The following is a 23,408-nucleotide window of genomic DNA, read 5'->3' on the forward strand; positions in this document are numbered from 1 at the left end:
GAAAATGCAGCGAAAACAGCCCGCCACACGGCAGGCTGTCCACCAACTCCTAATACCGATCCGACTCATGGCCCATACCGTCCGCCCTCTTCGCCGCTGCATCCGCAGCCGCCGAGCTGGTATGCCCCATCTCCTGCTTCGCCCGCTCCAGACCCTCGCGAACCCGTTTGCCGTAATCCGCATCCGCCTGCGTGAAATGGCTGATCATCTGCTCCTGAATATGCGGCCTGCACACCTTCAGCGCGCCCACCAGGTTCGAGATCAACTCTTCCCGCTCCACCTCGTCGAAAGCGCGGTACGTCTGGCCGGCCTGGGCAAAATCGTTCGTCCGCTGAATCTTCTCCCGGATCAGCTTCGCATCGTAATGCGGCTCGTGATCCTTACCGCGCTTCGGCGCCTCGACCAAACCGCCGAGCGTCGAAGGCTCGTAGTCGACGTGCGGATTTTGCCCCGGTGCCATATCGACCCGGTATTCCATCTGGCCGCCCCGCTGATTCGTCGCCACATGCTTCTTCGGCGCATTGACCGGCAGCTGCAAGTAGTTGCTGCCCACGCGGTACCGCTGCGTATCGGAGTAGGAGAACGTCCGGCCCTGCAGCAGCTTGTCGTCGGAGAAGTCGAGCCCGTCCACCAACACGCCCGTACCGAATGCCACCTGCTCCACCTCGGCAAAATAGTTCGCCGGATTGCGGTTCAGCACCATGCGGCCGACCTTCAGGAACGGGAACTGCTCCGGATCCCACAGCTTGGTCGGATCGAGCGGATCGTAATCCAGCTCCGGGTGCTCGTCATCGCTCATGATCTGCACGCACAGCTCCCACTCCGGGTAATCCCCGCGCTCAATCGCTTCGTACAGATCCTGCGTCGCATGGTTGTAATTCGTCGCCTGGATGTGATCGGCTTCATGCTGCCGCAGGTTCTTGATGCCCTGCTTCAGCGGCTCCCAGTGATATTTCACCAGCACGGCCTCTCCATTCGCATTGACCCATTTGTACGTATTCACGCCGGACCCCTGCATTTGGCGATAGCTCGCGGGAATGCCCATGGCGAGAACACGAACGTGACCATGTGCGTCGACTCCGGCGTCTGTGACAGAAAGTCGAACATTCGTTCCGGATCGGGCAAATTGCTGACCGGGTCCGGCTTGAAGGAATGCACCATGTCCGGGAACTTGATCGGATCGCGAATGAAGAAAATTTTCAGATTGTTCCCGACAAGATCCCAGTTCCCGTCCTCCGTATAAAATTTCACCGCAAACCCGCGCGGGTCCCGCAGCGTCTCCGGCGAATGGACGCCCCCAATGACCGTGGAGAACCTTACAAACACCGGCGTCCGCTTCCCGGCCTCTTGGAACAGCTTCGCTCTCGTATACTTGCCGATCGGCTCGTCGCCCACTTTGCCGTACGCTTCGAAGTAGCCGTGCGCTCCGGCTCCGCGCGCATGCACGACCCGTTCCGGGATACGCTCGCGGTCGAAGTGGGAGATTTTCTCCAAGAGGTGGTAGTTTTCCAGCGTTGTAGGTCCGCGGCTGCCGACCGTACGGACGTTCTGATTGTCCGCGATCGGATGGCCTTGGCGATTCGTCAGCGTTTCCGCCGTCTCGCCTTCAGCAAAGCGGGTGTCCTCCGAGCCCCCGACTCCGGTGACGGCTGTGCCGTCCCCATTCTTGTTCATATTTGCCACGAAGAAGCCCCTCCATTAATCGATGTCGTTGGTTATCGTATCCAGCCCGGAGCGAACTATGCAATATTTTCCAAACCGGCTCAGGTATGGTCCCCGGCTAGAATGAGCGGCGCCCGGCAACACTAGGAGGTACGACTTCCGCAGAGAGGAGATTCGTTATGGACGGGAACGCGAAATATATGTCCAAGAGTCTGGTCAACAAGCCCTTTCACGATAAGGAGCTGCTGCGGGACATCTGGGGTGACGGCTGGGGCGTTTCGAACGACATCGGACGGATCGGGAAAATACTGATGCACCGCCCCGGCAAGGAAGTATTGCATCTTCATCGCCATGCGCGCGAAATCGAGGCCGGGTCGGTCTTCAATCACGAAATCCGCGGCCATAGTCTTCAAGATGACGATAACGGCGGGCTTCCCGATCCGGACAAGCTTCAGGCCCAGTTTGACGGGTTATCCCGGGTTCTGCATAAAGAAGGGATCGAGATCCTCCCTCTGGAAGGAATAGCGGAAGGGTGGCCTGAGCGGCTGTTTACCCGAGACCTGGGACTTGTCATCCCCGGCGGCGTGGTTTTGTCCCGCATGGCGCTGTATTTGCGGTACGGCGAAATTCGGCTTGCGGCGCAAACGTTCAGCCGGATCGGCATGCCGATTCTCGGGATGATCCAGGGACACGGTCTCGTTGAGGGCGGAAGCTTCACCATGCTGGACGACGCGACGGCGCTGATCGGCCGTTCGGAGCGCGTAAATCTGGAGGGAATCGAGCAAATCCGGCACATTCTCGCGATTCAGGACATCCAGCTGCTGGTCATCGAATTGCCGTCAACCATCATTCACTTGGACGAAGCTTTCCTTATGATCGATCACAGCAGGGCGCTCGTGAATACGGCGCTGCTGCCGTTCTGGTTCCTGGACGAGCTGCATCAGCGGGGCATTACGCTGCTGCATGTCGACCCGAAGGACCCCCCGCTCACGATCAATGCCCTTACGGTTGCCCCGGGCCGGGTCGTCTTTCCGGCATCCGGCGTCCGCACGATCGAGCTGCTGGACCGCCACGGCATTCAAATCATTCCGGTGGAGGTCGACGAAATTTTCAAGCTTGGGGGAGGCATTCACTGCGTGACGCTGCCGCTGACGAGAGCGCAGACTTGACTTGACAGAAACGCGAAGACAGGGTACATTGATGGTGCAAGTGCATATCCCGGAACATGAAAGCATAAGTTGATATTGGAATAACCGCATATCGGAATGAAATCGGAGGAGCCTGTCACCAAGGGCTCCTTTTATTCATTTCTGAGCTTGAGCCCTTTCACGGGCTCTTTTTGTTGTGCGGAATTTCTATTTTCCGGGAACACTAGTCCTATACTTTCAAACGGGAGGTCGCTATGGAACAACAAGCCATTATCGCTATCGGTATTTTTCTGCTGACTTACGGCATGATTATTGCCGAGAAGGTGCACCGCACCATTGTCGCCATGATCGGCGGGGTCCTGATGGTCGTCCTCGGCATCATCGATCAAGAATCCGCTCTGCATCACATCGACTTCAACACGCTGGGGCTGCTCGTCGGTATGATGATTATTGTCAGCATTACCGCCGAGACCGGACTGTTCAAGTATTTGGCCATGATCTCCGCCAAGAAGGCGGGCGGCGATCCGGTACGCATCATGCTGTATCTCGCCCTGATTACGGCCGTCGGCTCCGCGTTCCTGGACAATGTAACGACGGTGCTGTTAATGGTGCCCGTAACCCTCAGCATCACGCGGCAGCTGCAAGTACCGCCGGTGCCTTATCTGATCACGCAAATTCTCGCTTCCAATATCGGAGGCACCGCGACGCTGATCGGCGATCCGCCGAACATCATGATCGGCAGCGCCGTGAAGGAGCTTACGTTTATGGCTTTCATTTATAACCTCGCTCCCTTCGTCGTTGTGCTTATGGCGGTCATCCTGCCGATCTTCGTGCTGCTGTTCCGCAAACAGATTCAAACGACGCCGGAGCTCAAGCAAAGCATTATGGCTGTAGACGAGAAGGCGCTCATCACGGACCGCAAGCTGCTGATCAAGAGCTTGTCGGTGCTTGGACTTACGGTAATCGGCTTCTTCCTGCATCAGCTGCTTCATCTCGAGTCGGCGACAGTCGCCTTGGCCGGCGGCTTTCTGCTGCTCCTGCTGACCGGCGAGCACGCCATGGAGGAGGCCTTCACGAAGGTGGAGTGGACCACGATCTTCTTCTTTGTCGGATTATTTGTTCTCGTCGGCGGGTTGGTGGAAACCGGAGTTATTTCCAAACTGGCCGCTCAGGCCATTGAGCTCACAGGAGGGAACCCGGCAGCCACCTCCATGCTCATCTTGTGGCTGAGTGCGATCGCTTCCGCTTTCCTGGACAACATTCCGTTCGTCGCTACGATGATCCCGATGATTCAAGAGATGGGCAACATGGGCGTATCCAATCTCGAGCCGCTTTGGTGGAGTCTCGCGCTCGGCGCATGCCTCGGAGGCAACGGTACGTTAATCGGCGCCAGCGCCAACCTGATCGTTGCCGGCATGTCGGCGAAGGAAGGCTATCCGATCCGGTTCGTCACTTTTATGAAGTACGGATTTCCGCTCATGCTGCTATCGATTGGAATGGCTACCGTCTATATCTATCTTAGATACTTAATTTAATAGGCAATATTGAAAAATCCCAAAATTCCGCGAAACCGGAAATGGCGGCCCCTCGTACTGAATCCTATATCGAATCAACCAAACGAGGGGTGTTCATTATGGATTTCTTGTCTCCGGACTTTTGGTCCGCCTTGCTGGCTATCGTTATCATCGATTTGGTGCTTGCCGGGGACAACGCGATTGTCATCGGCCTGTCGGCGAGGAACCTGCCGAAGGACCAGCAAAGGAAAGTCATCTTCTGGGGAACGTTCGGCGCCATCGCCATCCGTTCGCTGCTCACGCTCGCCGTCGTCTGGCTGCTGCAAATCCCTGGACTGCTGTTGCTGGGCGGCGCGCTGCTCATCTGGATCGCCTTCAAGCTGCTCGTCGAGGAGAAGAAGCACGATGTCGGTGCCGCTGCCAGCCTTTGGGCCGCAGTGCGGACGATCATCATCGCCGATACCGTGATGGGACTGGACAACGTACTGGCGGTTGCCGGCGCGGCTCATGGCGACTTCGTACTGGTTGTGCTCGGCCTGCTCGTCAGCGTCCCGATTGTCGTCTGGGGCAGCACGCTGATTCTGCGCTGGGTGGAGCGGTTCCCGATTATTATCTACATCGGCTCCGGCGTGCTTGCCTGGACCGCTACGAAGATGATTACCGACGAGCCGTTCCTGAAGACGTTTTTCGCCGAAAACTCATTGCTGAAATGGGTTCTAACCGTAGTCGTTGTAGCCGGCGTGCTGCTGCTCGGCAAACTTCGCAATCAACGAAAGGCCTTGGCGAAATCATTATAACCCGGCCCCCTTCCCGCCCGCAGGCTTACAAAGAGGGATAGCATTTCATGCAAGCTTTAAGGAAAGAAACGGCTTCCGAACCTTCGGAGGCCGTCTTTTTGTTTCGCGCTTTATTGACTTATATTGTAGATATGTTACAATTTACGTAAATAAACAACCATAATTCTGATATGAGGTGACCGCCCATGATGAATCTGCAGCCTGCCCAATCCGGCCGCACTGCGTCTTCCCTGGACTACAGTCAAGCGTTGGAGCATGCGCTCCGCCTATTGCCGATCCCGGAGGGGTATACCCTTCGGCACGCCCGCCCCCGCAAGCAGAACGGGGCCGGCGTCTGGGTGTTCCGTTACGAGAAAAGCTCTGAAGACAACCTTGGCTGGGGCGGGGAGCACTATTCTTTCGTCGTCGCTATGGACGCACCTGCGATCCTTGGATTCACCTGGATGGACCGAAGGTTTACCGCAGGCGCACTCCCCAGTCCCGAAATGACAAGAGAAGCTGCCCGGGATTTCCTCAACAAGCTCGAACCCGGACTATTCGACCGGCTGCAGAACCTCTGGATCGACCGCCATGACGAAACGATTCGCATCCATGACGGCCTTAGTCAAGCCGGCGCCTCTCTCGTCATATCCGGCATGAAATACAAGTGTTACCGGCAGGAGCATGACGATTACGCATGGGTCATTGTCGGACCCGACGGGCAGGTTATCACCTTCGAGCAAGGAATCCTATGGGACAACGGGCGGGTTACGGAAAAATGGCTTCACGACAGCTGGGCCTCGGCGTTCGAGGAATAACGAAAAGGCGCGAAACCGCCACGGCAGCTTCGCACCTGATCACCTTACTTATGCAAAATATCGTCCTTCAGCGTTGACACGTGCGCGAGCACCTGACCGATATCCGACTCGCTCACCCCGAAGTGGGCCAGAGCATCGTGCAGGTGCTTCGCAATCGCCGCGAAGTGCTCCTCCTGCAAATTCATCCCTGCGTGCGCCTTGGCCATCGAATGGCCGGTGTACTGATTCGGGCCGCCAAGGGCAAAGCTGATGAACTTGGTCTGATGCATACGCTGCTTCTCCATGTCCGTGTTCTTAAAGAAATGATTCACCGTATCGTCGGCCAGCACCAACTCATAGAAATAGTCGACCACCTTGCCGATGGCTTCCTCTCCGCCGACCTTCTCGTAAAGCGTTCCCGCAGTTTGCATGATATCCATCCTTCTCATTCAGGTTCCCCGTTAGACTGCCCCTATAATTGGGAAATATATCATAGGCCCTACCCGGGGACAACTCTTCCGGCCCGACTGCGGACATCTGCGGTTGTCGCATAGGGATTTATTTTCCATTACAATGGACATGATACCGATCTGCAAAGTGTGGTGACTGTCCTTGTTTACGCTCTTATTGATTGAAGATGACGCGACGCTCTTCCAGGAGCTGAAAGAACGGCTCGTGCAGTGGAATTATACCGTTCACGGCATTACGGATTTCGCCAAGGTGCTGGAGCAATTCGCGGGCGTCAACCCGGATCTCGTCATTATCGATATTCAGCTGCCCAAATATGACGGGTTCCACTGGTGCCGCCAAATCCGGGCCCATTCCAACGTACCGATCCTGTTCCTCTCCTCCCGCGATCACCCGTCCGATATGGTCATGTCGATGCAGCTCGGCGCCGACGACTTCGTCCAGAAGCCGTTCCATTTCGACGTGCTGATCGCCAAAATCCAGGCCATCCTCCGCCGCGTGCACAACTACGGAGCGGAGCCGGTTAGGCTCAAGACGTGGTGCGGCGCTGCGGTCGATTATGAAAACAATACCGTCACGAATGCGGCCGGCTCGATCGAGCTGACCAAGAACGAGCTTCACATCCTGAAGCTGCTGATCGAACATAAAAACAAAATCGTCAGCCGCGAGCAGATCATCACAAGCTTGTGGGACGATCAGCGGTTCGTCAGCGACAATACGCTCACGGTCAATGTGAACCGGCTGCGGAAGAAGCTCGACGACATCGGCCTGGGGCCTTATATCGAAACGAAGGTCGGCCAAGGCTATATGGCCGTCGAAGAGGCAAACGTCCATGATTAAAACCTATCTCGCCGAACGGCGAAGCTGGCTGCTGTTCTTCGCCGCACTGCAGCTGCTGCTGCTCCTGATCGCCTATCTGGATGCGGCGATGCCGCTCTGCTCCGTGCTGTATATCGTGTTCTTATCGGCGCTGTGCTTCATCGGCTTCTTCATTTATCGCTATCACCGGGAAACCCGATACTATAAGCAGCTCCTGGAATGGGAGGAGCAGCTCGACCTTACGGGCCTCGCCGCGGCGGAGCGCCCGTTCGAGCGCATCGCCGAAGCCGCCTTGACGAACCAGACCGAACGGCTCCGGCAATCGGCTTCCCGCCACCTGACGATGCTGGAGCAGGAGAAGGACGAGCTGCTGTCCTGGATTCATGATGTGAAGACGCCGCTGACTGCGATGCGCCTCATGATCGATAGAATGGAAGACGAGCGGTTGAAGGCCCCGCTCTTGTACGAGTGGCTTCGCCTGCATCTGCTGCTCGATCAACAGCTGCATCAGAAGCGGCTGCCCTTCATGGAGAACGATTTGCTTATTGAGCAGGTCGACCTGGAAGCCGTATTATTCGCGGAAATCAAGACGCTGCAGTCGTGGTGTATTCACAAGGGCATCGGCTTCGACATGGACCTGGAGGTGCGCGAAGTGCTCAGCGACGCCAAGTGGCTCGCCTTCATCGTCCGGCAGCTGCTGACGAATGCGGTCAAATACAGCGAAGCCTCTTCGGACGTTACCGTGGTCAGCTTCGTTCAGGACGGGCATGCGGTGCTGGAAATCCGGGACACCGGGCGCGGCATCGAATCCAAGGATCTGCCCCGCATCTTCGACAAAGGGTTCACGTCGACCGGCCATCACGCAGACGGCGCCGCTACCGGCATGGGCCTATATTTGGCCCGTACGGCGGCGCAAGCTTTACACATCCTTATCGGAGTTCAGTCCGAGCCGGGGGCTGGTTCGTCGTTCACCCTCCGGTTTCCGAAGCGGAATGCGTTCACGCAAATGACCGGCATGTGACAGCTTTGTCACATGCCGATGTTGTTTTGTTAGCCGAATCAAACGAAAGCGGCCCCCTCCATGCTTATAATGAAATCATCTACGGGAAGGAGTGAATCGGCATGGCCGCCATCTTGGAAGCCGTCAAAATCCATAAAAGCTACGGCAACAAGTACAATAAGCAGGAAGTATTGAAAGGGCTCGATCTAAGCATAGAGGAAGGCGAGTTCGTCAGCATTATGGGGTCGTCCGGCTCCGGCAAGACGACGCTCCTCAACGTGCTCTCCTCGATCGACAAGGTGAGCGGAGGCTCGATCCGCATCGAAGGCCAAGACATTACCGGTATGAAGGAGAAGCAGCTGGCGGATTTCCGGAAGCGGCATCTGGGGTTCATTTTCCAAGACTACAACCTGCTGGAGACGTTAACCGTAAAGGAAAATATTATGCTCCCGCTCTCGGTCGCCAAAGTATCCCGGGCGGAGGCGGAGCGCAAATTCCGGGAGGTTGCGGAGCAGCTCGGCATCTATGAGTTGAAGGATAAGTATCCGAACGAAATTTCCGGCGGGCAGAAGCAGCGTACCTCCGCAGCCCGGGCATTCGTGCATGAGCCCGGTTTGATTTTCGCCGATGAGCCGACAGGGGCGCTGGATTCGAAGTCCGCCTCCGACCTGCTGAACAAGCTCAGCCTGATGAACCAGCGCAGGGGCGCCACGATCGTCATGGTTACGCACGATCCGGTTGCGGCCAGCTACAGCGGCAGAGTGATTTTCATCAAGGACGGGCATATTTACACGCAGCTGTACCGGGGACAGGAAACGCGGCAGTCGTTTTTCCAGGACATCATGAAGACGCAGGGCGTGCTGGGCGGGGTGCAGGATGAACATTAGTCAGCTCATTCGGCAAAATTTGAAGGCCAACCTGAAGCATTACTATCTCTACGTGTTCGCCCTGATTTTCAGCGTCGCGCTGTATTTCGCCTTCGTCACGCTGCAGTACGATCCGGCGCTGGAGCATATGAAGGGCAGCATCAAAGGAGCCGCCGCCATCCGAACCGCATCGATTCTGCTTGTCGCGATCGTGGCTGTCTTCAATCTGTATGCCAATAATATCTTCATCAAGCGGCGAAGCAAGGAGATCGGACTGCTGCAGCTGATCGGGATGACGAAAGGCACGATCTTCCGCATCCTGAGCGTGGAGAACGGCATCCTGTATTTCGGCGCACTGATCGCCGGCGTGTTCGCCGGCTTCTCCGTATCGAAGCTGGTCCTGATGATTTTGTTCAAAATCATCGAGGTGGAGGCGCTCGCTTCGCTGCGTTGGTCCAATCAGGCGCTGGTCCAGACAGTGGCCGTATTTGCGGCCATCTATGTGCTCATCATGCTCGTGTCCTACACGTTCATCAAACGGCAAAGCATCCTCGGTTTATTCCGCTTCCGGTCCCAGACGGAGGATAAGCCGTACCGCATTACCGTTACCGAGATCGTGATCGGAGCTGTCGGGCTGATCATGATCGTGACGGGCTACTACGTCTCTTCCAAGCTGTTCAGCGGGGACTACACGACGACGACGGAGCTCTTTGTTGCCATGTCGTTTATTCTGGCCTCGGTGATCGTCGGCACCTACTTGTTCTACAAAGGCTCCGTCCGGCTGATCCTGCATGAAATCCGCAAGCGCAAAGGCGGCCTCCTCACGGTCCGGGAAGTGCTGTCGCTGTCCTCGGTGATGTTCCGCATGAGGTCGAACGCGCTGCTGTTGACAGTCATTACAACGCTGTCGGCGCTGGCAATCGGACTGCTGTCGCTTAGCTATATTTCGTACTATTCGGCGGAGAAAACTGCGGAGCAGAGCGTGCCCGCCCATTTCGCCTTCACCGGGCCGAAGGAAGCGGAGCAGTTCATCGCCGCGCTGGATGCGGAGCGGATCGAGCACCGCGAGACCCGGATCGAAACGCTGCAGGCTTATATCAACTTGTCGAAAGCGGTGGAGAACCAGCCCTCCGGCCTCCTGATCGATCCGAGCAAGCTCCCGGTGTCGGTCATCGCCGATACGTCGGCGAATGTCGGAGATATGGCGGAGGGGCAAGCCGTTCTCAGCGGGTATAGCGACATCATTCAGAAATTCATGACGATCAAGAATTCGGGCCCCATTCAGCTGATGGGTGCGCAGAACACGATTGACTTGTCCTACACCGAGCTGAGAAAAGAGTTCATCCTCTCCTGGTATTTCACCAACGGAGGAGAGCCGACGGTTATCGTCGATGCGGCCGTATTCGAACGGCTGAAGACGGATCTTGCACCGGAAATTCAGAAGAAGTCATCCGTTTACATTGGTGTAGATATTGCCGACAAGAGCAAGCTTGCCGCCGCCAACGAAGCGTTTCACCGATTGGAGCTTCCGGACGAGGACTTCGCCTTCGAATCCCGCCTCGATATGAGCACGCAGCAGAAGGCCAACATGGGACTGATCATGTTCATCGTCGCCTTCCTCGGCTTAGCGTTCCTGATCACGTCCGGCTGCATCCTGTATTTCAAGCAGATGGACGAGAGCGAGGAAGAGAAGCCGAGCTGCACGATTCTCCGCAAGCTTGGCTTCTCCCCCGGCGATCTGCTGGCCGGAATCCGCATGAAGCAGGTACTGAGCTTCGGCATTCCGTTAGCCGTCGGCCTCGTGCACAGCTATTTCGCGGTCCAATCCGGCTGGTTCCTGTTCGGTACCGAGCTGTGGACGCCGATGTTTGCGGTGATGCTGCTGTATACCGTGCTGTACTCCGTGTTCGGGATATTGTCGGTGCTGCATTATAAGAAGGTGATTCGGGGGTCCTTGTAGCCCGCATCGGTCTAGAGAACGAGATCGAGCACGACGTTCTGCCAGGAACACATTTGGACTTTGGTATGTTTTGCCATATGCAGCTCTCCTCTACAATGGAAATCAATGATGACGATCGAAGGTAGATAGGAGAGCTGACGATGAGCACTTTGATTTATGACGAAAAATACCGGAGCCGTGCTGCTTCAGGGACACACCGGACACGGCCGGGACGCCCGAACGTCCGGCTGTTCGAAGGGGAAGCCTGGCTCGTCGGCATCGGCGCGCTGGGGCTCCTCCTCGCGGCCGGATGTGCGGTGTGGATGCTTTTGTACGGATCGGCAGTAGGAGCGGAAGGCCGTATTTCGGACGCCTTCTCGTTTAACGCGGCGCTCGGGGTTTTTATTCTTTCGACCGCGGCGATTCTCCCCTATTCGGGTATGCGCGCGCGGGGAAGAGCGGTGTTTCGCCGCGCTTACATAGCGCTCGCTCTGTACTCGTACGCTGCGGAAAATATCCAGCACTTTCGCGGCGTCAACCCGAGGTTCGCGAAGAATGGTACGGTATTTGACGAAACCGTCGGCATCCTGTTCGCCCTTGTTGCGCTCTTGCTTGTCGTCTTTTATACGGTGCTGGCCGTACAATTTTTCCGCCGCAGATCGCTCGAGCTCCATCCGAAGCTCGTAACCGGTATCCGCTATGCGATGATCGCCGTGCTGTTCTCGTTCGCCGCGGGCATCTGGATCTCGATGAACCAGGGCCGGCTCGTCGGCGAGCACGGTAACATCATGTGGCTGCACGGCCTCGGCTTCCATGCGCTGCAGGCGGTGCCTGTCGTCGCTTGGCTGGCGGAACGCACGACGCTGACCGACCGGGCGCGAAGCACGCTGATCCATGTTACCGGCGCAGCCTATGTGCTCGGCCTGGCAGCCATCGGCTGGCAAACGTATCTCGGCCGGCCCATACTGGAATGGTCCGTGTGGCCGGTCGCCGCGGGACTCTGTTTCTTGGCAGCTCTGGCTGCCGGCGGGCTTGCCTTGCGCAAGGCGATCTTGGACGCCGGAAAGAGTTCCCCGCACATTAGTTCGTACGAAGCTCAATATTGCCGGAGGTCGATTTGATCGTTACGTTGGCGGCTCCTCCCCCCTGCTTCTCCGAACCATGCTCGACAAGCTGGCCGCCATCGGGGGAAGCTGTCGCTGCATAGGAGGACTTGATTTCGCCCGATCGGGTGCTGGCATGAACATGATCCGCTGATCCTGCAACGGCGACTCCGCCGGAATCGGTGGTGATTACAAGCTCCTTGACTCTCACATCGCCTACGCTGATCGAACCCGACACGGACAAGAGGCCGATCGTCTCGACGGCCCCGGACGGGACCTCGATAACCAGTTCCGGCTGAGCGAAATGAATCATCCCTTCCGGCGGCTTCACCGTCACTTGGAGGTGTCCATCCTTCAGCACCGCAGGCAGCGCTTGCTTCGCATCCCACCGCACGGTAATCCGTCGGCCGCTTGAAGGCAGCAGGCGGATCGCATTCGCATCGGTTTGAACTGTGATTCGCTGTACCTGGCTTTCCTCGAACGTCCCGACCGTCGGCTCGGCAGCCGGCTGGCAGCCGGAGACAACGATAATTGCAATGGCCGCTAAGGCCGATCTGAACGAAACGACTCGTTTTATTAGCTGTCCTCTCATCGAACGATCCCCCATTTCGGCAAATTCCCCTTCCGTATGCCCTGAATCAAAAAATAAAGCAGCATCACAAGCGTCGCTGAAACATAGATGGTTGCGGAGCCCGCCGATATGCCCAAGAAATCCAAGTAGGACACGCGACTCATCGGTCCGGCATACCACCAGATCAGGTATAAGACTTCAAAGGCTTTTCTCGTGCCGCCGATAGACCCCAATGCGAGAGCCAGCGTCGGGACAAAGACGGAGCCGGTCCCCCACGAAAGTACATGCTCCCATTGCCCATCCAGCATATAGCGGACGAGGACACCGGAGCCGGCTATCATCGACACGACTATACCGGCCATCCAAGCCGCGCACCGTCTGCGAAGCGATGAGCAGCTGGACGCAGCCAGCTCCTTGGTCGAATAGTACGTTTCCTTCGTCCCCATCTGGGACCATACGGGCAGGGGAACCAGCATGAGAAGCGGCAACCAGCCCTGCAGGCGGTCCGGAGGGATGAGCAGGCCGGTAACTGCCGCCGCCGCTAGCAGCATGGTCCACCACTTGGGGATATGGCGAAGCATCACGGTCAACTCGGCCAGAACCAGTCTTCCCATCGGTACGCCTGACTTCACGGCGGCGGACAACACTGCCGGGGGCGGTTGATTGTCCCGTACTGCTGCATTCGGGAGGAAGCTCGGCTTTACCGCAAGACGCAGGGCAGCGAATCTGTCGAAGACGACAGCCGCCAGAAGAAGCAGGCATCCTGCCGCGAGCAGCCACACCATACGCGAAAGCAGCAGATCGAGCCCCCACGGCACCCCCTCCCAGCGAAAGACCGGCGTCTCCCCTGCGACCTTGTAATAGCCGAAGCTGCCTGCATCTTGAATGCCGGGAAGATGAGGAAAGTGGGCCGCCGCATCCTGCGCCATATGGCTTAGCACGACATGAATGCCGAACAAATCATGCGCGGGATCGGTGGCTTCCATCGAGACCGCCCCGCCTGCCAGCCAAAGGACGAAGAACAAAATATTGCCCAAAGTCCCCTTCATGCCCGGAATCGCATCGAAAACCACGGTGATGGCCGCTAGCAGTATGAACGACGGTACGGTAATGAACAGCATGGGGGCCGCATACCCCCAAAGCTCGAGCTGCCTGTCCTCCCCCCGCAGCAGCTGCATGAACATGAAGGCGGCCGCAAACAACAAGGCAAGGACAAGCAGAACAACGTAATTGCTGACGGCCTTCATCGTCAAATAGCGCAGCTTGCTGACGGGGGTGGCGGCGATGATCTGACCTACCTGCAGCCGGGCATCCTCCGACACTTGACTTCGCAGCATATAAAATCCGAACAGCCACAGCAGCATCGCCGACAGCATCGCAGCCATACTGCCCAGCCATGCGGAATCGTAAATGCCGCGAACGCCCCCGATGTAGAACACTTCGTAGCCCGCAGAGGAGGCCGGTACGCAGGCATAACCGAGCAGCAGGTTGATGGCGATGACGGCCAGAAAGGCGGAGCTGCGCATTTGCTTGATGAGATGGCCCCGAATCATGGGGTCACCTCCCATTTGGATGCCGTGTACAAGTAAGCATCCTCCAGGGCAGGAGGCAGCAGGGCCGCCGGCAGATCGGGCTCCCTCTCGGAGACGATCCGTACGTGCACACCGTCCCGGCGATGGATCGCGGCGCTGACCGGATACGTTTCCTGAATGCGGATAAGCTCCGAAGACGGGACGACAACGTTCCACACTTTGCCTTCCACGATTTGCAGCCACTCCTCCGGCTCGGCGTATCGAACCAGCTTTCCCTTCAGCATGACCGCGATTTGAGGGGCGACCGTTTCAATATCCGTAACAATATGCGTCGATAGGATGACGATCCGGTTCGATGCCAGCATGGACAATATATTGCGAAACCGGATCCGCTCCTCCGGGTCGAGCCCCACTGTCGGCTCATCGACAATTAACAGCGACGGATCGTTTAGCAAGGATTGGGCAATCCCGACCCGCTGCTTCATACCGCCTGAAAATCCCCCCAGCAGCCGCTTGCTGTCCGCCCCCAGATTCAGCATCTCTAACAGCTCTTGAATGCGCCGTTTCGCCGATTTCCGGGACAGCCCCTTCATCGCGGCGATGTATTCCAGAAATTCAACGGGTGTCATATTCGGGTACACACCGAATTGCTGCGGCAAGTACCCCAGCACCTCACGCAGCCGGTTCGGGTGTTTGGCGATGTCCGCTCCGTCCCATAGGATCGACCCTTCCGTAGGCTTCTCGATCGTGGCCAGCAGCCGCATTAAGGTCGACTTGCCGGCGCCGTTCGGACCCAGCAATCCGACGATTCCCGGCCCCAGCCGCAGCGTAATGCCTTGTAACGCCTGTTTGGCTCCATACGTTTTCGTAACTCCATTCAAAATCAGCTCCAAACGGAATCCCCTCCATACCCTCTGCGGTTTGATTTCTCTCTATTTAGCGTAGACGCCGAAAGTAAAAACAAAGTAAAAATAACGGAAAATCGAGACCATGAGCCCTGCTCGAAGACAGGATGCCGTAGTGAGAAAGTAAATCAGAGGAACGGGGCGAGCTCTCTATGATAAAATGCTAGTAAATATTTGGAATTGGGTTTGGGAGGAACATCGCTTGAGCAGCAAAGAGAAGATTCTGTTGATTGACGACGAGGAAGGCATCCTTACCCTGCTGGAAATTACGCTTCGGAAGGAACGGTTCGAAGATATCACCCGCTGTACGACCGGCAGCCAGGCGCTGTCCTGGATCAAGACCCGCACGTTCGATCTGATCCTGCTGGATGTGATGCTTCCTGACTGCAACGGGTTTGATCTGTGCCGGGACATCCGCAAGCATACCGAAACGCCGATTATGTTCATAACGGCTTGCGGGACGGATCTGGATAAGCTTACAGGACTCGGTATCGGGGGTGACGATTATATCACGAAGCCCTTCAACCCGCTCGAGGTTGTCGCCAGAATGAAAGCTTTCTTCCGCAGACAGCAGATTTCCCAGTCGTCCGTGAAAGAGAAAGCGTCTGGCAAAATGTACGATTTCGGAACCTTCTCGCTGAACACGGCGGATGCAACGCTCACCGTCGGCGGCGTCCCGGCCGAATGTACGGCGAAAGAATTGGAGCTGCTCAGCTTCTTTTGCCGGAATCCGAACCGTTTGTTCAGCACGCAGCAAATCTACGAATACGTCTGGGGCGGCTCCGGCTACGGGGAAGAAAAAACCGTTGCGATGCACATTTCCAAAATCAGAAAGAAGCTTCGGGATGATCCCAAAGCCCCGGAAATCATTGTGAATCTGCGCGGACTCGGCTACAAGTTCATTCCTCCGGCCAAGGGAGTGCGAGATGAAGATCAAGCTTAGATGGATTGCGTATTTTCTGACCGGCGTGCTTGTTTGGGTGCTCGGCATGGGGATCGCCGTCGGCCTGATTATCGAGCTGATCTTTCCTTTGTTTCAAATTGCCGAGGATTCGCCCGGCTACGATAGCCTGGTGCTGATCACGCTTGGTTGCAGCGTACTTGTCTGCGGCGTGTTGTTCAGCTGGTACTTTGGCGGTCCGCTCACCGTGCTCCTGTCATGGATTTTCCGGCTGTCGCAGGGCAGCTATGAACCTCCCCCCTGGATGGACGGCATCTATACGAGAGCCGGTAAGCTGAGATGGCGGTATTCGCTCTACAAAGAGGTCATTGCCCATTTGCTGGCTTTGGCGGAAACGCTGAAACGGTCGGAGATGGAACGGAAGCAGCTGGAGGAAGCGAAGCGGAGCTGGCTTGCCGGCATTTCGCATGACTTGAAGACTCCGCTCACTTATGTGTTGGGCTATTCGGCGCTGTTAATCAATGAGGATTACGTATGGAGCGAGCAGGAGATCCGGTCCTTCGCCCGGGAAATTCATAACAAATCGGTGCATATGGAGGAATTGATTCACGATTTGAGCTTATCGTTTCAGATGGATCATGCCCGGTCTGCGCTGCCGATGAACAGAGAGGTAATCAATGTCGGGCTACTGCTGGAGGAGCTGGTGTCGGATGTCAGGAGGGACCCTCGGGCTGCCGGCTATGAGCTGAATGTGCGGAAGGAAGAGGACGTGCCGGGGGTATTCGGGGATAGGCGGCTGCTGTACCGTGCTTTCCAGAACCTGATCATGAATGCCGTCATCCATAATCCGCCCGGCACTCGTATCGGGATTGAGATATGGCGCGAAGGGAGCCGCCGCGTACGGATTACGGTAACGGATCATGGAACCGGCATGGACAAGCACACGCTCGAAAACCTGTTCAACCAGTATTACCGCGGCACGGCCACGAACGCCACGCCGTTCGGTACCGGCTTAGGCATGGCGATCGTGAAGAGCCTGATTATGGCGCATGACGGAGAAATCGACGTGCAAAGTGAACCCTTCGAAGGGACTTGCTTTACGATTACGTTACCATTGGCCGAGGCTGCGGGTTGAAACGGATTACCGTCACCCCTTCGGGGGCAGCTTCACATCCAGTTCAATGTGATGAATCCCCGATGTGATCGATTGGAAATCGGTTGTAACCGATTCAACGTACTCCCCTTTATTTCTTACCCTGACCAGCATCGTACGGGGCTCACCGTCATCCGGTACGTAGCGGGCCGAGATCGTGTACCGCGCGAACGGAACGTCCTGCAGTCCGAATCCGTCCCCGGAATTTTCGCCGTAAGCTGTGATTGTCTTACCAGAGCTGCCGTCGAGCAGCGGGCCGTCCGGAATGAGCGTCAGCTCGACGCGTTCGCGGTCGGGCGGCGGCAGCAGCGGATCGTCAGGGTCCGCATAGTCCGCCATGTAGAGGAGTACCTTGCCGGCGCACGAATAGCAGCCTTCCGGTCTCGGAGCGGACGAATCCCATGTAAAATTGCGCACGGCTCCCGTGTTGCCTGCAAAGGGTTGATCGACATCCGGCGTGAGTTGTACCTCGAATTCGCCGCCGTTCATCTTGCGCTTAATGCTTGCACTCATGTTCCATGTGACGGCAATCGGCGGCAGCTCAATGCGATAGCGTCCTTCCGCATCCGTAATCGCAATCGCGTTGCTGTTGTAGAGCAGCAAGTTATCTGCGACAATCTCCGCTCCGGCGAGCGGCTTGCCCTGACCGTCTACAGCCATGCCTTTGACGACATATGGCTCGGCCCCGCCGGAGGGCTCGCCGATGGACGGGTCACCATCATTGCCGATGTTGCCGTTGTCGCCCATGCCTTCACCGCTGCCGTCGCTGCTGACTTGAATCGCATACGACGCCCCTCGATCCGCGAACGTCACTCCGTAACCGCTGTTCTCCGAGACGAACCGCAGCGGTACCATCGTATTGCCGTTCATAATCTGGGCCGGAACCTCCAGGAGGGCCGGCTCGCCGTTGACCCTGGCGGCTCTGCTGTCGATCGTAAGCTCGATGATCAGATCGTCCCGGATGCCAAGCGCCTGCCTCGCGCCACTGTTCCACTCAACCTCGAAGCCGAGCGTTTCAAACAGCGTCCGGAACGGAACGAGCGTCGTTCCGTCCACAATGACCGGCTCCGCCTCCTCGAAGGTCAGAAGTTCGCCATCGACGTATACTTGAATCGGCTTTGCCTCCGCTGTAACTGTAACCTGCCAAACCGCTCCCAATAGAAGCAGTCCCAGCATGACTTTCCACATCGTCCGGCGCTTTCTTCTTAGCATGATTGCACTCCCCAATCGGTTAATTCCTGGTAAAACAAAATCATTATAGTTCAACCGAATTGCACGCAGAAGTTACTTTCCAGCTATGACGAGTCATTTTCTTCTTCGTGACCGGTTGATGTACGGTGTGAAGGCGACTATGCTAAAAGCATATACATATATCGTTGAGCGAAAGCATCGGAACGGACGGAAGCGAGTGAAGCCATGGAATATTTGACGTTGCTGCTTTTCGAGCGGATGGGCATCTTGCTGATCGTGACCTTCATGATTACGCGGACCTCCCAGTTCCGCTACTTCTTGGACAGAGGCAAAGGGTTCGGACAAGGGCTGCTCTATTCCGTCTTCTTCGGCTTCGTCAGCATCGCCGGCACTTACGCAGGCGTTACCGTCGGGCCGGACGGCTTCAGCTCGGCGTTCTTGACAGGCGCCTTAGCCGGGAATGAAGCGATGGCCGACTCCGCACTGATCGGCATTATTGTGGCGGGTCTGCTTGGCGGTGCCTGGGTCGGTACCGGCGCGGGGCTCCTGTCGGGACTTCACTCCGCATGGATGGGCGGATTGACAGGGCTGCCGGACCTGTTCATCTCGCCTCTCGTCGGTCTGATCTCCGGCTTCATTGCCCGCTTCTTCGCCGAAGAGCGCGTGATCGCGCCGGTGAAGGCGCTGTTCATCAGCGTGTTTCCGCCGATTGTCGCCATGGGAGCGCTCCTAATCGTCCATGAGTCGTCAGCCGACGCCATTCGAATTGTGGATATGATCGGCGTCCCTATGGTCATAGCGAACAGCATCGGTGTCGGTATTCTCGTCGTCATGATTCAAGCTGCCATTAGCGAGGAAGAGCGGGCGGCGGCGCTGGAGACCCAGAGAGCGCTTCACATTGCCGAGCTGGTGCTGCCTTACTTGAAGCAGGGGCTGACGTACACGACGGCGGGCGCCACCGCCGACCTCCTGCTTCGGGAGCTGCGCGCGGATGCCGTCGCCGTCACGGATACGGAGCGCATTCTCGCATATGCGGGCATCTCCCCCAAACACCGTGTCAAGGGTGAGCCGATTCAAACCTATGTCTCGCAAATCGCTCTGCTGACCGGAGAAATTCAGGTAACCAGAACGAAGGAGCAAATCCAGCCGCATCACCCTGCCCTCGGCGCAGCGATTGTGATTCCGTTCCGCAGCGGCGGCAAGGTGGCGGGGCTCATCAAGCTCTACTTCCAGAGCATGCGCCAGATTCGGCCTGTCGAAGAAGCGCTGGCCAGAGGGCTGAGCAAGCTGATCTCCATTCAGCTCGATATGGCTATAGCCGAGCAGCTGCGGGGGCATATGAAGGATGCCGAGTTGAAAGCGCTTCAAGCGCAAATCAATCCGCATTTTCTGTTCAATACGCTGAACGCGATCGTGACCTTGATCCGGATCGACCCGGATACGGCAAGACGCGTTACCGTGAAGCTCGGCAGCTATTTGCGGATGAATCTGACGATGATGCAGTCCGCACTGGTGCCGCTGGAGCAGGAGCTGGAGCATTTGCAGGCGTATTTGGGCATTTTGCAAATTCGCTTCGAGGAGAAGCTGTCGGTCCAGCTGTGGTGCGACCCGGGCCTGGAAACGGTCCGCATCCCTCCCTCCACCTTGCAGCCGCTGGTCGAAAATTGCATTCAGCACGGCTTCAAGGGGAAGACGGATACCGGGAAAATATCCATCGCCTGCAAGCGCATGCAGCAGGGCGTACATATCGTCATTACGGACAACGGCTCGGGTTTTGACGAACGCAAGCTGGATCAGCTGGGCGCTATGCCGCTGCCCAGCAGCGGGAGCACCGGGCTCGGGCTGCATAACGTCAATCAGAGGTTGATTCATCTCTTCGGGACGGGGGCCGGATTGCGGTTTGCGAACGTGCCGGACGGCGGGGCCCGCATCGAATTTACGATTCCATCACCAAATCCAGTATAGGGCGGGTGCCTGATGAAGGTTATGATTGCCGAGGATGAACGGCTGGCTCGCGATGAGCTGATGTATTTGCTTAGCCAGGAAGACGATGTCGAGATTCTTGCGTGTGCGGACAACGGTACGGAGCTGCTGGAGCTGGTCAGGCTGCAGCGGCCCCATGTCGTATTCCTCGACATCCATATGCCGGGATTGAACGGGGTGGAGACCGCGGAGCGTCTGCAGCGGCAGGGCTCCGCTCCCTATATCGTCTTCGCTACGGCTTATGAACAGTTTGCCCTTGACGCCTTCCGTCTGGAAGCGGTCGATTATGTGCTCAAGCCTTACGAAGAGGAGCGCTTGCGCAAGACGCTGCAGCGCATTCGGGCAAGGCTGTCGGAAACGCCGGCGTGGCCGGCTTCCGCGGCAGGAGCGCTCCCCCCGCCCCTGCCCGCGGAGGCCGCTCAGCTTCACGCCAAGCCGCCGGCGGCAGGAGTGAAGCCGAAGCTCCTGATCGAGGACGGCAGCCGCATGCTCGTGATCGACCCGGCTGCCATTGCCTATGCGGTGAAGGAAGAGAAACGGACGCTCATCCATATGGCGGACGGACAAGTGCATACTGCACGCCAGACGTTACAGGAGCTGGAGCTCCGCTTCGGTCCGTATGCTTTCTTCCGCTCCCACCGAAGCCACCTGGTCAATGTCGACTGCATCGAAGAGATCGAGCCGTGGTTTAACGGTGCCTACAACTTGATTCTGAAGGACGCCCGGCACAGCCGTATCCCTCTTTCCCGCGGGGCCGCCAAGGAGCTGATGCATCGATTGCAGGGCATGTAATTCAGGTGCGGTTTTGTGGCGTTAACGCCTCGTTTCCGACATTTCGAGCCAGGTTGGGCATTATCCTCCGTTTGCCATGATATGCTTGTAAAGCGCTTACAAGGGAATAGTCGGAGCAGACAAATAAACGTTCATACAAGGAGGAGTCCCCATGAAAGCCCGGCCTGAAGCCACTTCCTATTCCAAAATTGCGGCATCCGCGCGCTTCCGTGAGCTGATGTCCCGCAAGAAACGCTTTATTTTGCCGATGTCCATCTTTTTTCTGGTGTTTTATTTTATTTTGCCGATCCTCACTTCCTATTCCAAAGTGCTCAATGAAAACGCAATTGGACCGATCTCGTGGGCATGGGTGTTTGCCTTCGCGCAGTTTATTATGACCTGGGTGCTCTGTTCCTTGTACTCGCGCAAATCCGTCGAGTTCGACGCTCTGGCCGAAGAGATCAAAACGGAAGCCCGTCAGGAGGTGCAGGGATGAATACAGCCTTCCTTCTCTTTCTGATCATTGTTGCGGGGACGCTCGTCATTACTTACTATGCAGCTCGAAAAACGAAATCGGCCAGCGAGTTTTATACCGCAGGCGGCGGACTGACCGGCTGGCAGAACGGTCTCGCCATCGCCGGCGATTATATGTCGGCCGCCTCCTTCCTCGGCATCGCCGGGATGGTCGCCCTGTCCGGCTTCGACGGCTTCTTCTACAGCATCGGCTTCCTTGTCGCCTATCTCGTCGTTCTGTACCTGATTGCGGAGCCGCTGCGCAATCTCGGCAAGTATACGATGGCCGACATGATCGCCGCACGCTTTAACGACAAGACCGTGCGCGGCGTCGCCGCTCTCAACTCCATCACCATCTCCATCTTCTACATGATTGCGCAGCTCGTCGGCGCCGGCGCTTTGATCAAGCTGCTGCTCGGCCTCGACTATATTACCTCCGTCCTGATCGTCGGCGCCCTTATGACCGTCTACGTCGTGTTCGGCGGGATGACGGCGACGAGCTGGGTGCAGATTATCAAGTGCGTGCTGCTGATGGCGGGCACGTTCATTATCTCGCTGATTGTGTTCGCCAAATTCGATTTCAGCGTCTTCGCCATGTTCGAGCATATGAAGACGGCTACGCCGCTCAAGGAAGCGTTCCTCAATCCGGGGAACAAATTCAAGGACGGCCTCGATACGATCTCGCTCAATCTGGCGCTCGTGCTCGGAACGGCGGGGCTGCCGCACATCCTGATCCGTTTCTTCACGGTGAAGGACGCTCCTACCGCCCGCAAATCCGTTGTCGTCGCTACGTGGATCATCGGCATCTTCTATGTCATGACCATCTTCCTGGGCTTCGGCGCCGCCGCCTTCGTCGGCAATGACGCCATCGTCAAAGCGAACGCAGCCGGCAACATGGCGGCTCCGCTGCTCGCAAAAGCGCTTGGCGGCGACTTCCTGTTCGCCTTCGTCTCCGCCGTAGCGTTCGCTACGATCCTGGCTGTCGTTGCCGGGCTCGTGCTGTCCGCCGCATCCGCGTTTGCCCATGACTTCTACGGCCATATCGTGCGCAAAGGAGCGGCTACCGAGAAGGAGCAGGTCCTGTCGGCGAAGCTCGCCTCCGTCGGCGTAGCGATCATCTCGATCATTTTGGCGCTGTTCGCCCAGAAGCTGAACGTCGCGTTCCTTGTATCCCTTGCCTTTGCCGTCGCAGCCAGCGCGAACTTGCCGGTGCTCGTCTTCACCGTATTCTGGAGACGCTTCAATACGGCCGGCGCCGTTACGGGCATGCTGACCGGACTCGGATGTGCGCTGCTGCTCGTGGCGATCAGCCCGAACATTTGGGACCCGGCGGCGGGCAAAGCGATTCTCGTCGGCACTCCGCTTATCTCGCTCACGAATCCCGGCATCATCTCGATTCCGGTCGGCTTCCTCGGCGCTTTCCTCGGCACGTTCCTGTCGGCGAAGCGCGATGACGCCAAGTATGATGAAATTCTTGTTAAGGCGAATACGGGCATGTAAGCGCAAGCGCCCTGCCGCTGCAGTTGGAGGTACACCTTGCGGCCTATGTTCAACAATCATGACATCGTGCTTTATACGGTCCTAGGAATTAGGGAGTTTGAAGGTGTTATTTTGCATGTTATTTAGCCGGGGCCCCAAATAAAGGTTCCGTAGGGTCCTATTTTTCCCGAGTTGTCCTGAAAAAGCCCTGATTTCCCGCTTTGCTGTTAAATACGGGTCTGCCGATCCGTCATTTCTATTAAGCCCCCTAATTGGATTGGAGAGTATCTAGGGAAATAAGGTACTATTAATTCAAG

General features: G+C 57.1%; 21 protein-coding genes and 1 pseudogene. 15 read left to right on the plus strand and 7 right to left on the minus strand.

The annotated features are described in order from the left end of the window. Positions 1 to 49: 49 nt before the first annotated feature. Together ACFFK0_RS13625 and ACFFK0_RS13630 are read right to left on the minus strand one after the other, a co-directional pair. On the minus strand, positions 50 to 478 hold the full coding sequence (locus ACFFK0_RS13625; RefSeq protein WP_377470838.1) for a catalase-related domain-containing protein: 429 nt from the start codon (positions 476 to 478) through the stop codon (positions 50 to 52). After that, a pseudogene (locus ACFFK0_RS13630) lies at positions 473 to 1,674 on the minus strand (catalase); the annotation flags it as partial. The gene ACFFK0_RS13625 and the pseudogene ACFFK0_RS13630, both read right to left, overlap by 6 nt. A gap of 167 nt (positions 1,675 to 1,841) precedes the next feature. Here ACFFK0_RS13630 and ACFFK0_RS13635 point away from each other — a divergent pair. The 4 genes from ACFFK0_RS13635 to ACFFK0_RS13650 all read left to right on the plus strand — a co-directional run bounded on the left by ACFFK0_RS13635 (position 1,842) and on the right by ACFFK0_RS13650 (position 5,918). Further along, positions 1,842 to 2,831 carry a dimethylarginine dimethylaminohydrolase family protein gene (locus ACFFK0_RS13635; protein WP_377470798.1) on the plus strand — a complete coding sequence of 330 codons (990 nt, stop codon included), beginning with the start codon at positions 1,842 to 1,844 and terminating at the stop codon, positions 2,829 to 2,831. Between the two features lie 233 nt (positions 2,832 to 3,064). Further along, the gene (locus ACFFK0_RS13640; protein WP_377470799.1) at positions 3,065 to 4,345 is read left to right on the plus strand and encodes an ArsB/NhaD family transporter; all 1,281 of its coding nucleotides are present in this window, start codon (positions 3,065 to 3,067) and stop codon (positions 4,343 to 4,345) included. 98 nt (positions 4,346 to 4,443) lie between these two features. Further along, a complete protein-coding gene (locus tag ACFFK0_RS13645) occupies positions 4,444 to 5,121 on the plus strand; it encodes a TerC family protein (RefSeq protein ID WP_377470800.1) in 678 nt (225 codons plus the stop codon). A gap of 185 nt (positions 5,122 to 5,306) precedes the next feature. Beyond that, complete coding sequence (locus ACFFK0_RS13650; RefSeq protein WP_377470802.1) at positions 5,307 to 5,918, plus strand: hypothetical protein; 612 nt, start codon at positions 5,307 to 5,309, stop codon at positions 5,916 to 5,918. Positions 5,919 to 5,962: 44 nt separating this feature from the next. Here ACFFK0_RS13650 and ACFFK0_RS13655 read toward each other — a convergent pair whose 3' ends face one another. After that, positions 5,963 to 6,328, minus strand: coding sequence for a group I truncated hemoglobin (locus ACFFK0_RS13655; protein ID WP_377470803.1), 366 nt, complete (start codon positions 6,326 to 6,328; stop codon positions 5,963 to 5,965). A gap of 181 nt (positions 6,329 to 6,509) precedes the next feature. On the opposite strand from ACFFK0_RS13655, the gene ACFFK0_RS13660 reads away from it, so the two are divergent. The 5 genes from ACFFK0_RS13660 to ACFFK0_RS13680 all read left to right on the plus strand — a co-directional run bounded on the left by ACFFK0_RS13660 (position 6,510) and on the right by ACFFK0_RS13680 (position 12,110). Continuing rightward, positions 6,510 to 7,205: a response regulator transcription factor gene (locus tag ACFFK0_RS13660; RefSeq protein ID WP_377470804.1), complete on the plus strand. Its 696-nt coding sequence runs from the start codon at positions 6,510 to 6,512 to the stop codon at positions 7,203 to 7,205. After that, positions 7,198 to 8,205, plus strand: a complete 1,008-nt coding sequence (locus ACFFK0_RS13665) for a sensor histidine kinase (RefSeq protein WP_377470805.1) — start codon at positions 7,198 to 7,200, stop codon at positions 8,203 to 8,205. The genes ACFFK0_RS13660 and ACFFK0_RS13665 overlap by 8 nt, the downstream gene beginning before the upstream one ends. 101 nt (positions 8,206 to 8,306) lie before the next feature. After that, the gene (locus ACFFK0_RS13670) at positions 8,307 to 9,071 is read left to right on the plus strand and encodes an ABC transporter ATP-binding protein (protein ID WP_377470806.1); all 765 of its coding nucleotides are present in this window, start codon (positions 8,307 to 8,309) and stop codon (positions 9,069 to 9,071) included. Further along, positions 9,061 to 11,010 carry an FtsX-like permease family protein gene (locus ACFFK0_RS13675; RefSeq protein ID WP_377470808.1) on the plus strand — a complete coding sequence of 650 codons (1,950 nt, stop codon included), beginning with the start codon at positions 9,061 to 9,063 and terminating at the stop codon, positions 11,008 to 11,010. The genes ACFFK0_RS13670 and ACFFK0_RS13675 overlap by 11 nt, the downstream gene beginning before the upstream one ends. A 140-nt stretch (positions 11,011 to 11,150) precedes the next feature. Further along, entirely contained in the window at positions 11,151 to 12,110 is a 960-nt protein-coding gene (locus tag ACFFK0_RS13680; protein ID WP_377470809.1) for a hypothetical protein, read from the plus strand. On the opposite strand, the gene ACFFK0_RS13685 is transcribed toward ACFFK0_RS13680, so the two are convergent. From ACFFK0_RS13685 to ACFFK0_RS13695, 3 genes are read right to left on the minus strand one after another with little or no spacing between them, the layout of a single operon-like run. Continuing rightward, positions 12,070 to 12,684 carry a DUF4097 family beta strand repeat-containing protein gene (locus tag ACFFK0_RS13685; protein ID WP_377470811.1) on the minus strand — a complete coding sequence of 205 codons (615 nt, stop codon included), beginning with the start codon at positions 12,682 to 12,684 and terminating at the stop codon, positions 12,070 to 12,072. The genes ACFFK0_RS13680 and ACFFK0_RS13685 overlap by 41 nt on opposite strands. After that, positions 12,681 to 14,216, minus strand: coding sequence for a hypothetical protein (locus ACFFK0_RS13690; RefSeq protein WP_377470812.1), 1,536 nt, complete (start codon positions 14,214 to 14,216; stop codon positions 12,681 to 12,683). The genes ACFFK0_RS13685 and ACFFK0_RS13690 overlap by 4 nt, the downstream gene beginning before the upstream one ends. Further along, the gene (locus tag ACFFK0_RS13695) at positions 14,213 to 15,088 is read right to left on the minus strand and encodes an ABC transporter ATP-binding protein (protein WP_377470813.1); all 876 of its coding nucleotides are present in this window, start codon (positions 15,086 to 15,088) and stop codon (positions 14,213 to 14,215) included. The genes ACFFK0_RS13690 and ACFFK0_RS13695 overlap by 4 nt, the downstream gene beginning before the upstream one ends. Before the next feature lie 214 nt (positions 15,089 to 15,302). Here ACFFK0_RS13695 and ACFFK0_RS13700 point away from each other — a divergent pair, with 214 nt between their 5' ends. Both ACFFK0_RS13700 and ACFFK0_RS13705 read left to right on the plus strand, forming a co-directional pair. Next, positions 15,303 to 16,043, plus strand: a complete 741-nt coding sequence (locus ACFFK0_RS13700; protein WP_512700673.1) for a response regulator transcription factor — start codon at positions 15,303 to 15,305, stop codon at positions 16,041 to 16,043. Further along, complete coding sequence (locus tag ACFFK0_RS13705; RefSeq protein WP_377470815.1) at positions 16,027 to 17,136, plus strand: ATP-binding protein; 1,110 nt, start codon at positions 16,027 to 16,029, stop codon at positions 17,134 to 17,136. The genes ACFFK0_RS13700 and ACFFK0_RS13705 overlap by 17 nt, the downstream gene beginning before the upstream one ends. A 12-nt stretch (positions 17,137 to 17,148) precedes the next feature. On the opposite strand, the gene ACFFK0_RS13710 is transcribed toward ACFFK0_RS13705, so the two are convergent. Then, positions 17,149 to 18,366 carry a stalk domain-containing protein gene (locus ACFFK0_RS13710; RefSeq protein WP_377470816.1) on the minus strand — a complete coding sequence of 406 codons (1,218 nt, stop codon included), beginning with the start codon at positions 18,364 to 18,366 and terminating at the stop codon, positions 17,149 to 17,151. 204 nt (positions 18,367 to 18,570) lie between these two features. Between ACFFK0_RS13710 and ACFFK0_RS13715 the strand changes: the two genes are divergently transcribed. From ACFFK0_RS13715 to ACFFK0_RS13730, 4 genes are all read left to right on the plus strand, one after another. Next, positions 18,571 to 20,310, plus strand: coding sequence for a LytS/YhcK type 5TM receptor domain-containing protein (locus tag ACFFK0_RS13715; RefSeq protein WP_377470818.1), 1,740 nt, complete (start codon positions 18,571 to 18,573; stop codon positions 20,308 to 20,310). 12 nt (positions 20,311 to 20,322) lie between these two features. Next, positions 20,323 to 21,120 (plus strand): LytR/AlgR family response regulator transcription factor, encoded by a 798-nt coding sequence (locus ACFFK0_RS13720; protein ID WP_377470820.1) that lies wholly within the window; start codon positions 20,323 to 20,325, stop codon positions 21,118 to 21,120. Between the two features lie 151 nt (positions 21,121 to 21,271). Continuing rightward, the gene (locus tag ACFFK0_RS13725; RefSeq protein WP_377470822.1) at positions 21,272 to 21,595 is read left to right on the plus strand and encodes a DUF485 domain-containing protein; all 324 of its coding nucleotides are present in this window, start codon (positions 21,272 to 21,274) and stop codon (positions 21,593 to 21,595) included. Beyond that, positions 21,592 to 23,112 carry a solute symporter family protein gene (locus tag ACFFK0_RS13730; protein ID WP_377470823.1) on the plus strand — a complete coding sequence of 507 codons (1,521 nt, stop codon included), beginning with the start codon at positions 21,592 to 21,594 and terminating at the stop codon, positions 23,110 to 23,112. The genes ACFFK0_RS13725 and ACFFK0_RS13730 overlap by 4 nt, the downstream gene beginning before the upstream one ends. Positions 23,113 to 23,408 lie beyond the last annotated feature (296 nt).

The organism is Paenibacillus chartarius, from assembly GCF_042432825.1.
GTDB classification, from domain to species: domain Bacteria; phylum Bacillota; class Bacilli; order Paenibacillales; family NBRC-103111; genus Gordoniibacillus; species Gordoniibacillus chartarius.